This window comes from uncultured Bacteroides sp., assembly GCF_905207245.1.
Lineage (GTDB): Bacteria > Bacteroidota > Bacteroidia > Bacteroidales > Bacteroidaceae > Bacteroides.
Genome location: NZ_CAJLKP010000005.1, coordinates 75459 through 89772, shown reverse-complemented (window position 1 = coordinate 89772; position 14314 = coordinate 75459). Strand labels below are relative to the sequence as shown.

Here is a 14314-nt window from a genome sequence, read left to right as displayed (position 1 = left end):
AACATAAAAAAAGAAGGGTGAAGCCACTGCTCCACCCTTCTTTACGATACTTGTAGATTAATTAAAGGATACCCTTCACTGTTTCCAGCATTCCTTTTTCCTGAATAGAATCCAGATCAGCTTTTACAGCAGCGGTAAGTCCCGGAATATTATTTAAATCTTCACCCCAGATAGAAGTTGCGGCAAGTACGCCTTCGGCTACTTTTTGAGTATCGTTTGTTGCCCACAAATCTTTCAATAACTGCATGATTTCAGGAGCATCGTTTGGAACGATTTCAGCGCCATCTTCGCGAATACCACCTTTATAATAAGTAATGATGGCAGCCAGACCGAGAACTAATCCCTTCGGCAGTTCACCCTTGCGTTGCAGGTAAGTCTTCAAACCGGGCAGATCGCGGGTTTCATATTTCGGGAAAGAGTTCAGCATGATGCTGGTTACGGCATGGTCAACGAACGGATTGTTGAAACGTTCCAATACATCTTCTGCAAATTTCTTCAGCTCATCTTTCGGCAAGTTCAGAGTCTCCATCAACTCATCAAACATTACCTTATGGATATACTGGCCGATAACCGGATGCTGACAAGCATCGCGTACGATATTTACGCCAGACAGATAAGCAACCGGAGAAAGAACAGTGTGCGGGCCATTCAGCAAAGTAACCTTTCTTTCGTGATAAGGTGCTTCAGAAGGAACGAACAATACATTCAAACCAGCCTTGTCAGCAGGGAATTCTTTGGCAATTTCCTGAGGAGCTTCGATAACCCAAAGATGGAAGATTTCAGCCTGTACTACCATGTTATCATCATATTGCAATTTTTCTTTGATAGCTGCGATATCTTTGCGCGGGAATCCCGGAACGATACGGTCAACAAGCGTGGCATATACGCCGCAAGCTTCTTCAAACCAAGTCTTGAATTCATCGCCTAATTGCCATAATTCAATATATTGGTAGATGGTTTCTTTCAGTTTATGGCCGTTCAGGAAGATAAGTTCGCAAGGGAAGATAATCAGACCTTTGCTTTTATCACCGTTGAAAGTTTTGAAACGACGGTACAAGAGTTGAGTCAGTTTGCCCGGATATGAAGAAGCCGGGGTGTCAGTCAGTTTGCAGGAGGGGTCGAAAGCAATACCGGCTTCCGTTGTGTTGGAGATGACAAAACGCATTTCCGGTTGGTCGGCCAGCTTCATAAACTCCTCGTTTTGAGAGTAAGGGTTCAGTGCACGGCTGATTACATCAATCAACGTCAGGCTGTTTACGGTTTCTCCTTTATCCAGACCTTGCAGGTTTACGTGGTAAAGGTCGTCCTGTGCATTCAGCATGTCCACCATACCTTTATCAATGGGTTGAACTACTACAACACTGCTGTTGAAGTCAGCTTTTTCATTCATGTTGTAGATAATCCAGTCAATAAATGCACGCAGGAAATTGCCTTCACCGAACTGAATGATGCGTTCCGGGCGTTGAGCTTTGGGAGCGGTTTGTTTGTTTAATGCTTTCATCTTAAAAAATCGTTTTAAATGATTGATACTATTATGTTTATTCAAATTCAAAATAGAAATTGATGTTTTCTTTCATCAAGATGTCGATAGGCATATATTTCACGGCGGTCACCGGACGTTTGAAGACCATATGGTCGCATAACGCTTTTATGCCGCAATATCCCTGTAATCCGGGACGCTGCCCGATGAGGTAATTCACTTCACCGGATTTTAGATACTCCACATTCTTTTGCAGAAGGTCATAACCGACTAAGCCTGCCAGATGATGGTCTGTTTCCTGCAAGTAGTTTGCCACCTGGTAAACGCGTGAATTGAAAACAGCACCCAGCACAGCTTGCGGATGTGCTGTAAAGAACTCTTTTAGTGTCCGGCGGTTGGCGGCATCATCTTCCTTGTTCAGTACAACATCATGAACCACCAGATTGCTATGTTCTTGGGCAATAAAGCTCATGAAACCATCCATGCGGCGTTGCATCTGTATTTCTGCCGGACTATTTTTCTTGTTATTAAGGAATAATATCAACTCCTGCCCTTCCTCATACTTGCGCATCAGGATTTTAGCGGCGATATACCCGCTTGCCTTGGAATCTTGTCCGATATAGCAAAGCGCGTGAGTATCCTCTATATTGAAATCGATGAATGCATAGGGTATCCCCTTCCCTTCCAGATAGGAAGTGAGCGCCATCGTTTCTTCACGGAAATTGGGAGCTATCAGTACCGCATCCACCGGTTCCCTGCGGATTTTTGCACACGCCTTTTCATAAGAAAGCCTGTCGGCATGATGGTAATACAGAAATTCAATGCTGACATTGAACGGCCGCATCTCCTGCGCTGCACGGTTGATACCTTCCGAAACGGAATGCCAGTAATCGTACTCTATATAATAAGGTATAATGCACAGAATGCAATAGCGCTTTTTGGCCGCCAAACCGATGGCGAACATATTAGGGTGATAATCTATTTCATCCAAGACTTTTTGAACCTTTTCACGGCTTGAAGCAGAAACGTCTCCCCGATTGTGCAGCACGCGGTCCACTGTTCCGGCGGAAACACCTGCCATGCGGGCAATATCCTTAATGGTGTAGTTCTTGTTTTCCATATTCTCTTTCTCCTTGTTTTAAGGTGATAAAGGTTCGATGTCTAAAACTTAAATATTATAAATATTTGCCGCAAAGATACGAATTATTTTGTTTCTCCAAGTAAATTTTCTACTTTTGTGTTCGATAACGGTTAATAAAAGTAAAAACCAATATCTCACCTATTAGCTTTACAATCAATACTATATAGGTATAATAATTGGAAAGTAATATTTTTATATACTTAAAACACAGTAGAATGAAAAAATTTATGGATGAAAACTTCCTGTTGCAAACAGAAACTGCACAGAAGTTGTATCATGAACATGCGGCCAAGATGCCGATTATCGATTATCACTGTCACTTAATCCCTAAAATGGTAGCAGACGACTATCAGTTCAAGTCACTGACTGAAATCTGGTTGGGCGGCGATCACTACAAATGGCGTGCAATGCGCACTAATGGTGTGGACGAACGTTTCTGTACCGGTACGGACACCACCGATTGGGAAAAGTTTGAGAAGTGGGCGGAAACAGTTCCTTATACTTTCCGTAACCCGTTGTATCACTGGACACACCTGGAACTGAAAACGGCATTTGGTATCGACAAAATCCTGAGCCCGAAGACTGCGCGTGAGATTTATGACGAGTGTAACGAGAAATTGGCTAAGCCGGAATACTCTGCCCGTGGCATGATGCGCCGTTATCATGTAGAAGCTGTTTGTACTACAGATGATCCTATTGACTCTTTGGAATATCACATCCAGACCCGTGAAAGCGGTTTTGAAACGAAGATGTTGCCTACCTGGCGTCCGGATAAAGCAATGGCTGTAGAAGTTCCCGCCGATTTCCGCGCTTATGTTGAGAAGCTGTCTGAAGTTAGCGGTGTTGCTATTTCTAATTTTGATGATATGGTGGCTGCCCTGCGCAAGCGTCACGACTTCTTTGCTGAACAAGGTTGTAAACTGTCCGACCACGGTATTGAAGAGTTCTACGCCGAAGACTATACGGATGCTGAAATCAAGGCTATATTTAATAAAGTGTATGGCGGAACAGAGTTGACAAAAGAAGAAATTTTGAAGTTCAAGTCGGCTATGTTGATTGTGTTTGGCGAAATGGATTGGGAAAAAGGCTGGACACAACAGTTCCACTATGGTGCTATCCGCAATAATAACAGCAAGATGCTCAAATTGCTTGGTCCTGACACCGGTTTCGATTCTATCGGCGAATTTACTACAGCTAAAGCAATGTCTAAATTCCTCGATCGCCTGAATTCTCAAGGTAAATTGACGAAGACAATCCTGTATAACCTGAATCCGTGTGCCAACGAAGTTATAGCCACTATGCTAGGTAACTTCCAGGATGGTACAATTGCAGGTAAGATACAGTTTGGTTCCGGCTGGTGGTTCCTCGACCAAAAGGATGGCATGGAGAAACAAATGAATGCTCTTTCCGTACTTGGTCTGTTGAGTCGTTTCGTAGGTATGTTGACGGACTCCCGTTCGTTCCTCTCCTATCCGCGTCATGAATATTTCCGCCGTACGTTATGTAACCTTGTTGGTCGTGACATTGAAAATGGTGAAATTCCGGCTTCTGAGATGGAACGCGTGAACCAGATGATTGAAGATATTAGCTACTACAACGCTAAGAATTTCTTCAAGTTCTAAAAATAATAGCCGGAACAGGATTTTGTTCCGGCTATTTCTTTATATTTTTATCTCACTCTTTTTTCATTCTCAATGACAATGTCATTTCTTCAAAGCCACTGTTTCTTCTTTTTTACCCTGTTTTACAGTAGCATCTTCTTCCTGTGCGTAGATATCTTGGAATGTCTTATGTTCGTTTATCATCCGGTAGATGATGCCCCAATCGGGAAGACCGCCCAGGTTGCGGTCATCAATGAAAAGGTCTACTTTTAGTTTGCGGGAGAATCCATAGTCCTGCTGCTTTTCTTCGGGATAATCACGATTGACAGCATAGAATTCCAATCCTCTCTCTCTACACCAGACAAGGGCTTCTTCCAAAAGCTCACCTTCGCGCACACTCCATAAAATGAGCCTGTGCTGATCTTGTTGCAACAGTTTTAAAGTGTCTATTGCAAAAGGAACCTCTTTACCGATACGGGGATAGCGATGTTCTACTATAGTTCCGTCGAAATCAACTGCTATTGTCATAGTTTTATGCTGAAAAAAATTACAGAACAAAGATACGAATCTTATTGAAAAAACAAAGTGTTCTTTCTCTTTTTACAATAGGTAAATATGAAACAAATTTGCATATAATTTCATAATAATGTATTTTTGCGCTTAATTTTTCACTAACAACATAATATTAGGATGACTCAATCACCCAGAAATGTATCTAAAGGGTTCACTAAAGCCTTTTGGGTAAGCAATACGGTCGAGCTCTTCGAACGTATGGCATATTATGCCGTTTTCATTGTTCTTACCATTTATCTTTCTACAATTTTAGGCTTCAATGACTTTGAAGCGAGTATGATTTCCGGTTTATTCTCCGGTGGTCTTTACCTTTTGCCCATCTTTACGGGAGCTTATGCCGATAAAATAGGTTTCCGAAAATCGATGATTGTTGCTTTTTCGCTGCTGTCTGTCGGGTATTTGGGATTGGGAATTCTCCCTACCCTGCTTGAAGCTGCAGGTTTAGTGGAATACGGCAAAGTAACCCGTTTCATTGGGTTGCCGAATAGTGACTACCGCTGGATGATTGTTCCCGTACTGTTTGTTATCATGGTGGGTGGCTCGTTTATTAAATCTATCATTTCGGCTTCGGTGGCAAAAGAGACAACGGAGGCAACCCGTGCACGCGGTTATTCTATCTTTTATATGATGGTAAATATCGGTGCTTTCACCGGAAAGACCGTAATCGACCCATTGCGTAACGTCATCGGTGAACAAGCTTATATTTATATCAACTACTTCTCAGCAGCGATGACGATAATGGCACTGCTTTCGGTTATTCTGCTCTATAAATCTACCCACACGGCAGGCGAAGGTAAAAGCATGCGCGAAATCGGGCAAGGTTTTATGCGTATTATTACGAACTGGCGCCTGTTGATTCTTATTCTGATTGTAACAGGTTTCTGGATGGTGCAGCAACAGTTATATGCTACGATGCCCAAATATGTAATCCGTATGGCGGGCGAAACGGCAAAACCGGGGTGGATAGCCAATGTGAATCCGTTTGTAGTGGTTTGCTGCGTAAGTTTTGTAACGCGACTGATGGCAAAACGTTCGGCTATTACTTCCATGAATATAGGTATGTTCCTTATTCCGTTCTCGGCTCTGCTGATGGCATGCGGCAATCTTCTTGGTAACGATGTGATAACCGGAATGAGCAATATCACGTTGATGATGATAGCCGGTATTGTGATACAGGCTTTGGCAGAATGCTTCATCTCACCGCGTTATTTGGAATACTTCTCCTTGCAAGCGCCTAAGGGTGAGGAAGGCATGTATCTTGGTTTCAGTCATCTCCATTCCTTCCTTTCTTCTATTTTCGGTTTTGGTATTGCCGGAGTATTGTTGACAAAATACTGTCCCGATCCTGTGCTCTTTGAAACCCGTGAGGCATGGGAGGCTGCCAGTGTAAATGCACATTATATCTGGTATTATTTCGCTGCTATCGGTCTGATATCCGCCCTTGCCTTATTAGTATTTGCCAAAATCACCGCATCCATCGACAAAAAGAAGGAAGCTGGGGTCTGAATATCTCATTTTTTTGTATATTTGCCGTCACTTTGCCATAAAAGTGGCGGCTTTTTCTAATTAAGGAGAATAGAATGAAAGTAAAATTTATAAGCCTTGCTAGCGGAAGTAGTGGTAACTGCTATTATATAGGCACTGAAAGATACGGAATACTTATTGATGCTGGTATTGCAGCACGTACCATCAAGAAATCATTGAAGGAAGCAGGCATCAGCATGGAGACGATACGAGCTGTATTTGTAACTCATGATCATGCCGACCATATTAAATCGGTAGGCGGATTGGGGGAGAAATTGCATATTCCTATTTATACCACTGCACGCATTCATGAAGGAATCAATAAGAGTTATTGTATGACGGAGAAACTTCACTCTTCCGTTCACTATCTGGAGAAAGAACAACCCATGCAATTGGAAGATTTCCGTATTGAGTCTTTTGAAGTACCCCATGACGGTACGGACAATGTGGGATATTGTATTGAAATAGATGGTAAGGTATTCTCATTCCTCACTGACCTTGGTGAAATCACTCCTACTGCTGCGCGGTTTATCCGTAAAGCCAATTACCTGATATTGGAAGCTAACTACGATGATGAAATGCTGCGGATGGGTACGTATCCACAATATCTGAAAGATCGTATCACAAGTCGTACAGGACATATGAGTAATATCGCGACTGCAGAATTTCTGGCGGAAAATATTACGGAAGACTTGAAATATATCTGGCTTTGCCATTTAAGTAAAGACAATAATCATCCGGAACTCGCTTACAAGACGGTGGAATGGAAATTAAAGAGTAAGGGGATATTGGTAGGTAAAGATGTGCAACTCTGTGCTTTAAAGCGTAGTACTCCTTCCGAACTATACGAATTTGACTAAAAAAAGCCGCTTTCATCGAGAAAAAAGGCTTAATTTTGTTTGCATGAATAAAATAAAAGAACTACTTTTGCACCCGCAAACGAAAAAAACGATGCACTCTTAGCTCAGCTGGTAGAGCAATTGACTCTTAATCAATGGGTCCAGGGTTCGAGTCCCTGAGGGTGTACAAGTGAATTAAGGAAATACTGAAAAGGTTCTGAAAATCAAGTGTTTTCAGAACCTTTTTTCTTTAATTGCCATATTTTTGCAATAACTAGACCAAATAGTACCTGAAATCTCCTGTATCGATGCAACAACAGGAAGGATTTATCTGTTTTTTATATATAGTTTCGATCTTATCATGAATAATTGGAAGAAAAAGTTTATCATAATATGGAGCGGACAACTATTTTCCATATTAAGTAGTTCCATAGCTCAATTTTCTATCGTCTTGTGGATTAGTCTCAAAACGGGTTCTGCCGAAGTTTTATCCTTCGCCATGATTGCGGCATTGTTGCCACAAGCCTTATTGGGAGCTTTTGCAGGGGTATATGTTGACCGTTGGAACCGGAAATGGACAATGATTGGCGCAGACAGTTTCGTTGCACTTTGCTCCGGTATCATTGCCTTACTCTTTTATCTGGACACGATAGAGTTATGGCATATCTATGTGTTGCTGGCGCTTCGTTCTATTGGCGGAGCATTTCACTCGCCTGCAATGAAATCATCCGTTCCGTTGTTGGCACCGGAAAAGGAACTGACCCGTATTGCGGGAATTAATCAGGCCATTCAGTCTATTTGTAATATTGGTGGTCCGGCGTTGGGAGCAGTTTTGCTGCTGGCGTTTGATATGAGTGTTGTTATGTTGCTGGACGTGGCAGGCGCAATCATCGCTTGTACTGCTCTTCTTTTTGTGTATATTCCGAATCCTAAGAAAGAAAATATTTCTGCAAAGAGTGTATTGAATGATATGCGTGATGGATTCCGGGTAATTATGCAGAACAGAGGGGTGAGTTGGGTAATGGTTACAGAGATATTAATTACTTTCTTTGTGATGCCGGTGGTTGCTCTGATGCCATTGATGACGTTGCACACTTTCTCGGGAACAGCTTATCAGATTAGTTTGATAGAGACGCTTTTCGGGGCGGGCATGTTGGCCGGAGGGGCTTTACTGGGAATCTGGAACCCTAAGATAAGGAAGATATTGATGATTGCGTTCTCTTATGCGATTCTTGGTCTGGCATTGGCGCTTTGTGGAATGTTGCCCAGTACAGGATATGTACTTTTTGCCATACTGACAGTAATGCAAGGACTGATTGTTCCGTTTCTTTCCGGTCCCTTTACTGCTTTATTGCAAACGCAATTCAAGCCGATTTATCTGGGGCGTGTGTTTTCGTTGTTCGATAGCATAAGTTTGTTCCCTTCCATTTTCGGTTTGTTTGTAACGAGTTTCGTTGCAGATGCTTTGGGCATAGGCAATATATTTATCTATTGCGGGTTTGCTATTGTACTGACAGCCATTCTAATGATGTGTATTCCTTCAGTGAGGAATCTGGAGAAAGAAGACTATCCCTCTTCTTTGTAACATTTCAAAGTCCTCCTTTCTCATCCCGATGTCATCCAATGGGCGTGGCTCGTTGTGGTCATTTAGGTAAACCCTCGATTTCTCAGTATAGAGAGGACTGGTGACGGATAAGCTGTCATTCCGGTACGGAGTTTTTATTCCGGCCAGTTCCATCATAGTTTGGAAGAAGGAAGCGCTGGATGATATGTTTTTCTGCCGGTTCATCAGGGCTGCTCTCTGTATTTCAGGGTATGTTTTCTGATAGCTTGCGGATGTCCATAGTAGGAACGGAACATGCAACTGATAATAAGAAGGAACAGGCGATGCATGAAGGAACAGGTGTCGGTTGTCGTCAAATATATCTTCTCCATGGTCGGAGGTGTAAAGCATGGTAGCATCTACCTCCTGCTCTTTCAATAAATTTATAATACGTGCCAGAAAATCATCTGTATATCGGATGGAGTTATCGTAAGCATTCAGCAGGTTGTCTTTGTACTTCACTTCTGCATCTACCGGGAAATCCGGCAGGAAAAAAGCATGGTTCTCCGGATAGCGTTCACGGTAATTGAAGTGCGAACCGTAGGTATGCAGTACAATGAATTGCTTCTGATTCCTTTTTGCAAGTTCTTTCTCTACCAACTTTAGAAGTTCGTCATCAGACGGATTGTATTTGGAATCATCCGAATCTTCCTTGATGAAGTCATAAGTATCTGCTTCCATCCCGAAAAAATCGATAAAGGAATGGTTGTAGCGTTGATTTGAGAAGAAAGCTGTCTGAAAACCGGCTTCTTTGAAAGCTGTTATAATACTTTTCTGGTAATAAATGGAATCGAAATTAGTAGCTGAAATCGGAGAAAGCAACATCGGTACACTCTTGTGTGTAGTATTAGATTCTGTCAATACATGGCAGAAAGCAATAATTCCTTCTATATTGGAAAGCTTAGGATTGGTTTCCCGTTTGTAATCATAAAGACTCCAGTTCATGGCGCGGGATGTCTCACCCACTACCATGATGTAAATTTCCCTCTTGTCTTCCGGATGAGAAGCCTGGGCTTTGAAAGTAAAATTCATTGAAGTCTGATGGTAAGTTCGTGTCTGGGCATTACGTTGAAATGCAAGGAGTACATTATAACATACATTAGCCGGATATAAGTCAGATTTCAGTTCATAGCGTTTATCCAGTCCATAGGCAGCACCTAATGATATGAAGCCGACAATTAAGGCTACAAGTGCTCTTTTTCGTTCACGACTGATAAATACCGGAGAAAGTTTTCGTTTCTTTATAATAGAGATTGCTGCCAGAATCAAGGCAGGAATATAGAGGATAATTACGCTTACTAATGCCGGAATCAGATTATCCAACAGCTCCATAGCTTCACTCGAATTGGTAGTTACAAGGTTCAGAAACATGTCTACGGCGATAATTGACTGTCCAAAGAGATACAGCAATACTATTTGAAAAGCCCCGAAGAAGATAAAGAGGAAAAGTATCCAGAACATTTTTCCGCAGTTTCTCGATAAGGTCATTAACAGATAGTAGAAAGCGAATGGTAACAGTACATTGCATACTTTTGCCACCACAGGCATTGGCTCTGTAAAGCAGAGGATGATATTGGGTGTTATCAGGATAATCAGAAACAAATAAAAAAGATGCTCCTGATTGCTCAACCATTGTTTTATGTTTTTAAAAAGCTTCATTGATATTGAATATAAATCCGGTCTGGCCTTTTCCAAACCCTAAATCTAATCTTACATTTACTCTCTTTTTGAATTCCCAGCGATAGCCGAAGCCGTAGTTGGGAAGGATATGTTTAGTTTCAAACTCGGAGAATTTAGGAAATACGGTTCCCGCTCCTATCCATACTGCTACACCGTTTCGTTTCCAGACGTGCTGACGAAGCTCTAACTGGGCATCCATAGCACATTTGTCCCGGTAACGTCCTTCGTAATAACCGCGCATTGCATAAGAACTGCCCAATGTAGCCATCAGCCCCCAGGGAGGATTATCGTAGTTCAGCAATGTATGAAATTGTCCCGCCAACACTCCCCCTTTCCATACAGGATGATAGTAGCTGGTAGTCAGTTCTGTGCTACTGAAAGCATATTTATTTCCCAGAAATGCAGGGCTGAAACGTTGGTCTATTCTCAGATAATAGCCGCTATAGGCATTGGTAAGGAAGTCTCGTGAATCATAGAGCAATGAAAAACCAAGGCTGATATTTGTGGTCCGAGCCTTCATGCCCTCCCACAATTCGGGTTTCTCAAAATCGTGGCCATAAATATAATCGAAGACTGCCATCGGGCCAATGTACAAGTTTCTGGATATCCTTGTCAGAAAGTCTACTTTGACTTGTGCCTGAAAGCGGTCGTATTCACTTTCATTGTCATCATTAGAGCCATTGTTGTACCCCTTTCCCCAATACAGGCTAGGGAACGAATAGAAGTAAAGATTGTAATTTAGACGATATTTATCTTGTGGAAAAAGATGATTACCACGTACACCCAAAAGATAGAAGCCCACCGTAGAAACGTCGCCATACAGAGATACGTTAGATGGCGGAAGAATAGAATCATTGTAGTCTGTACGATATAATCCGGCAGCTACCAGCCCGATGCCGAACTTTGTATCACTGGAATAATGAGGTCCGCCAATGATGCTGAAATCAAACTTTTTATTTTTTTTCTCTTTGTTGGCATCGTTAAAATAATCCAGGAATTTTCTGAAGAGACTTCGCTTTAGTGGTAACGAATCGGTCATGGAAACAGGAGATGCTACCGGAACATCAGTTCCTGTAGAGCTAGCTTGTGCCCATACATCGGTTTCTGCCATTAACAACAGTACCGGAAGTATCCATTTCATTAGTTTAGTGTCCATAATCTTACTTTCGGAAAACTCCGTCAGCAAATTTAGTTTTATTTCAATTTTAATACAACAATAATGATATATATTTTGTTCATGCTTATTTCCTTTTACGCAGTAATAAGAAAATGTGATTAGAGAAAAAGTAAAACTGACCAGATTGATTATCCGGAAAAAAAACGAACTTTATTTCTCTTGCGATGTTATTCTTACATAACGAATAACTGACTTATTATGAAAACAAAAATGGATATTCCCGATAAAGAGGGACGGAAACGACTTGTTATTGTCGGTGGTGGCTTCGGTGGATTGAAGTTAGCACGAAAGTTGAAAAACAATAAATTCCAAATAGTATTACTGGACAAGAATAATCATCATATTTTCCAACCTTTACTTTACCAAGTGGCAACAGCAGGCATTGAACCGAGTGCCATCTCATTCCCTTTCCGCAAGATATTTAAAAGAAGAAAGCATTTCCACATACGTATTTGCGAGGCGCAACGGGTTGTACCTGAAGAAAATACTCTGGAGACTTCCATCGGAACTCTTTCCTATGATTATCTGGTCGTTTCTACAGGATGTCGCACCAACTACTTTGGCAATGACGGACTGGCTCAACAGACTATGGCTCTTAAAAATACTGCAGAAGCACTGTTTAACCGCAACCAGATATTGGAAAGTTTTGAAAAAGCCCAGAATACCAGTAATCTGGAAAAAAGGAAACGCCTGATGACGTTTGTCATTGTGGGTGGTGGTGCTACCGGAATCGAACTTTCCGGTGCATTGGCAGAAATGAAAAAGTTTGTGCTTCCACAAGATTATCCTGATCTCGATATAAACCTCATGCGCATAATTTTAGTGGATGGTGCTCCCCGCCTTCTCTCCGCTTTCTCCGAGAAATCATCAGAAGAAGTTGCGGATTACCTGTTGAAACGCGATGTTGAAATCAGAACCGGCGTACAAGTGAGCAACTATGAAAATGGTGTGATAACATTTAATGACGGCAATACACTGGAAACAATGAACGTTTTCTGGGTTGCAGGTGTACGCGCCAACAGTATAGATGGACTGGCAAAAGAAGCTTACGGTCCCGGCAATCGTTTGCAAGTGGATAATTACAATCGTGTTCGGGGCTACACTAATATTTTTGCCATTGGTGATACGGCACTTATGATTTCTCCGGAATACCCGAAGGGACATCCGCAAGTGGTGCAACCCGCCATTCAACAGGCACATAACCTCATTAGCAATTTGGATAGAACAGAGCGCGGACTTGAAATGCAGCCATTTGTATACCACAATAAAGGTTCTATGGCTACCATTGGCCGTAATCATGCTGTTGTAGAATTGAAGAAGTTACGTTTTGGTGGTTTTCTTGCATGGGCGGCATGGTTATTCATTCACTTAATGAGTATTGTTGGAGTCAAAAACCGACTGTTTATTTTCGTGGACTGGATGTGGAGCTACTTTACATACGATCCCTCTTTGCGGGTAATCATAAAACCTTTGCGCAGAGATAAACCATAACCCCTTATATTTTGTTATATAAAATATAACTAATTAAAATGAACGACTATGCTTTATAAATTTTTATTTCCGTCGAAGCCGGATGGTGCAGCAGCATCTACTATATTATTGATTGTGAGAATTGTATTTGGTATCTTATTAATGAACCACGGTATTGAAAAATGGGCAAATTACCAGGAACTATCTACTGCATTCCCTGATCCGCTGGGCATAGGCAGTCCTCTTTCATTAGGTTTGGCCATATTCGGTGAGATGGCTTGTTCTATGGCATTTATTATTGGGTTCCTTTATCGCTTGGCAATGCTACCGATGATATTTACAATGGGGGTAGCCTTTTTCGTTATTCACGGTAACGATCCGTTTGCTGTAAAAGAATTGGCCTTCATATATCTGGTCGTGTTTATACTGATGTACATTGTCGGTCCCGGAAAGTTTGCTGTAGACCATTGGTTGAGTAAAGTACTGACATCCAAAAAGGCTTAAAACCGCCACTTCTTTTTAACTGAAAATTTGTTTTTATAGTAAAATCAGGCAAATTTTTCACAAAAACAACTTATATTTGCTGGATAGAAAAAGAGCAAAAGAGTTAAACTCAAGAAACTCAGTAATATAAAAGAAAGTAATTATGAAAAAGAGTAATTTGAATTTGGCTGCAACCGTGATGATTTGTGGCGCATTTCTTTTCAGTTCTTGTATCGGTTCTTTCGGACTGCACAGCAAGTTGGTAAATTGGAACCAGAGTATTGGTACGAAGTTTGTAAATGAGCTTGTTTATCTGGCTTGCAACATTATTCCTGTATACCCTGTTTGCTACTTGGCAGATGCATTGGTAATCAACTCCATTGAATTTTGGAGCGGTTCTAATCCTATGGCTAATGTGGGTGACGTGAAAAAAGTGAAAGGTGAAAACGGAAACTATCTCGTAAAGACATTGGAGAATGGTTACTCTATTACAAAAGAGGGTGAAACTACTGCTATGGAGTTAGTTTACGACAAGGAATTAAGCACTTGGAATGTTGTTGCAGAAGGTGTTAGTACTGAATTATTGCAAATGAACGGTGATGGTACTGCACAAATGTATCTGCCAAATGGAGAAGCAATGAACGTGACATTGGATGCACAAGGCGTAGCTGCTGCTCGTCAGGCTACAATGATCAACACTTACTTTGCAGAGAATTAAAATTGAGAAATAAAAATTGAGAAAT

The 14314-nt window shown here is 41.5% G+C and carries 12 protein-coding genes and 1 tRNA gene; 8 read left to right on the top strand and 5 right to left on the bottom strand.

Annotation, left to right across the window (positions count from 1 at the left end; translation table 11 throughout):
- Positions 1 to 61: 61 nt before the first annotated feature.
- Together QZ135_RS03045 and QZ135_RS03040 are read right to left on the bottom strand one after the other, a co-directional pair.
- Positions 62 to 1501 carry a tagaturonate reductase gene (locus QZ135_RS03045; protein WP_294605823.1) on the bottom strand — a complete coding sequence of 480 codons (1440 nt, stop codon included), beginning with the start codon at positions 1499 to 1501 and terminating at the stop codon, positions 62 to 64.
- Between the two features lie 37 nt (positions 1502 to 1538).
- A complete protein-coding gene (locus QZ135_RS03040) occupies positions 1539 to 2600 on the bottom strand; it encodes a substrate-binding domain-containing protein (RefSeq protein ID WP_294605822.1) in 1062 nt (353 codons plus the stop codon).
- A gap of 236 nt (positions 2601 to 2836) precedes the next feature.
- On the opposite strand from QZ135_RS03040, the gene uxaC reads away from it, so the two are divergent.
- Positions 2837 to 4243: a glucuronate isomerase gene (gene uxaC, locus QZ135_RS03035; RefSeq protein WP_294605820.1), complete on the top strand. Its 1407-nt coding sequence runs from the start codon at positions 2837 to 2839 to the stop codon at positions 4241 to 4243.
- An 81-nt stretch (positions 4244 to 4324) separates the two neighbouring features.
- Here the strand turns inward: uxaC and QZ135_RS03030 are convergent, their stop codons facing one another.
- A complete protein-coding gene (locus tag QZ135_RS03030) occupies positions 4325 to 4750 on the bottom strand; it encodes a BT0820 family HAD-type phosphatase (RefSeq protein ID WP_294605818.1) in 426 nt (141 codons plus the stop codon).
- A gap of 162 nt (positions 4751 to 4912) precedes the next feature.
- Here QZ135_RS03030 and QZ135_RS03025 point away from each other — a divergent pair, with 162 nt between their 5' ends.
- The 4 genes from QZ135_RS03025 to QZ135_RS03010 all read left to right on the top strand — a co-directional run bounded on the left by QZ135_RS03025 (position 4913) and on the right by QZ135_RS03010 (position 8743).
- A complete protein-coding gene (locus tag QZ135_RS03025) occupies positions 4913 to 6301 on the top strand; it encodes a peptide MFS transporter (protein ID WP_294605816.1) in 1389 nt (462 codons plus the stop codon).
- A 74-nt stretch (positions 6302 to 6375) separates the two neighbouring features.
- A complete protein-coding gene (locus QZ135_RS03020) occupies positions 6376 to 7179 on the top strand; it encodes an MBL fold metallo-hydrolase (protein WP_294605813.1) in 804 nt (267 codons plus the stop codon).
- Between the two features lie 93 nt (positions 7180 to 7272).
- Positions 7273 to 7345: transfer RNA gene (locus QZ135_RS03015), tRNA-Lys, on the top strand.
- 174 nt (positions 7346 to 7519) lie between these two features.
- Positions 7520 to 8743 (top strand): MFS transporter, encoded by a 1224-nt coding sequence (locus tag QZ135_RS03010; protein WP_294605811.1) that lies wholly within the window; start codon positions 7520 to 7522, stop codon positions 8741 to 8743.
- Here QZ135_RS03010 and QZ135_RS03005 read toward each other — a convergent pair.
- Together QZ135_RS03005 and QZ135_RS03000 are read right to left on the bottom strand one after the other, a co-directional pair.
- Positions 8699 to 10420: a phosphoethanolamine transferase gene (locus QZ135_RS03005; RefSeq protein WP_294605809.1), complete on the bottom strand. Its 1722-nt coding sequence runs from the start codon at positions 10418 to 10420 to the stop codon at positions 8699 to 8701. The two genes, QZ135_RS03010 and QZ135_RS03005, sit on opposite strands and share 45 nt — an antisense overlap.
- Entirely contained in the window at positions 10407 to 11597 is a 1191-nt protein-coding gene (locus QZ135_RS03000) for a BamA/TamA family outer membrane protein (protein ID WP_294605808.1), read from the bottom strand. Before QZ135_RS03000 ends, QZ135_RS03005 begins: the two co-directional genes overlap by 14 nt.
- Positions 11598 to 11816: 219 nt before the next feature.
- Here QZ135_RS03000 and QZ135_RS02995 point away from each other — a divergent pair, with 219 nt between their 5' ends.
- From QZ135_RS02995 to QZ135_RS02985, 3 genes are all read left to right on the top strand, one after another.
- Entirely contained in the window at positions 11817 to 13109 is a 1293-nt protein-coding gene (locus QZ135_RS02995) for an NAD(P)/FAD-dependent oxidoreductase (protein ID WP_294605807.1), read from the top strand.
- A 48-nt stretch (positions 13110 to 13157) separates the two neighbouring features.
- Positions 13158 to 13592, top strand: coding sequence for a DoxX family protein (locus QZ135_RS02990; RefSeq protein WP_294605806.1), 435 nt, complete (start codon positions 13158 to 13160; stop codon positions 13590 to 13592).
- Positions 13593 to 13734: 142 nt separating this feature from the next.
- Positions 13735 to 14289, top strand: a complete 555-nt coding sequence (locus QZ135_RS02985; protein WP_294605805.1) for a DUF3332 domain-containing protein — start codon at positions 13735 to 13737, stop codon at positions 14287 to 14289.
- Positions 14290 to 14314: the final 25 nt, after the last annotated feature.

What these genes read in the sequence shown, in the direction of transcription:
- QZ135_RS03045 (WP_294605823.1), bottom strand. Translation starts at nt 1,501, where the DNA reads ATGAAAGCATTAAACAAACAAACCGCTCCCAAAGCTCAACGCCCGGAA.
- QZ135_RS03040 (WP_294605822.1), bottom strand. Translation starts at nt 2,600, where the DNA reads ATGGAAAACAAGAACTACACCATTAAGGATATTGCCCGCATGGCAGGT.
- uxaC (WP_294605820.1), top strand. Translation starts at nt 2,837, where the DNA reads ATGAAAAAATTTATGGATGAAAACTTCCTGTTGCAAACAGAAACTGCA.
- QZ135_RS03030 (WP_294605818.1), bottom strand. Translation starts at nt 4,750, where the DNA reads ATGACAATAGCAGTTGATTTCGACGGAACTATAGTAGAACATCGCTAT.
- QZ135_RS03025 (WP_294605816.1), top strand. Translation starts at nt 4,913, where the DNA reads ATGACTCAATCACCCAGAAATGTATCTAAAGGGTTCACTAAAGCCTTT.
- QZ135_RS03020 (WP_294605813.1), top strand. Translation starts at nt 6,376, where the DNA reads ATGAAAGTAAAATTTATAAGCCTTGCTAGCGGAAGTAGTGGTAACTGC.
- QZ135_RS03010 (WP_294605811.1), top strand. Translation starts at nt 7,520, where the DNA reads ATGAATAATTGGAAGAAAAAGTTTATCATAATATGGAGCGGACAACTA.
- QZ135_RS03005 (WP_294605809.1), bottom strand. Translation starts at nt 10,420, where the DNA reads ATGAAGCTTTTTAAAAACATAAAACAATGGTTGAGCAATCAGGAGCAT.
- QZ135_RS03000 (WP_294605808.1), bottom strand. Translation starts at nt 11,597, where the DNA reads ATGGACACTAAACTAATGAAATGGATACTTCCGGTACTGTTGTTAATG.
- QZ135_RS02995 (WP_294605807.1), top strand. Translation starts at nt 11,817, where the DNA reads ATGAAAACAAAAATGGATATTCCCGATAAAGAGGGACGGAAACGACTT.
- QZ135_RS02990 (WP_294605806.1), top strand. Translation starts at nt 13,158, where the DNA reads ATGCTTTATAAATTTTTATTTCCGTCGAAGCCGGATGGTGCAGCAGCA.
- QZ135_RS02985 (WP_294605805.1), top strand. Translation starts at nt 13,735, where the DNA reads ATGAAAAAGAGTAATTTGAATTTGGCTGCAACCGTGATGATTTGTGGC.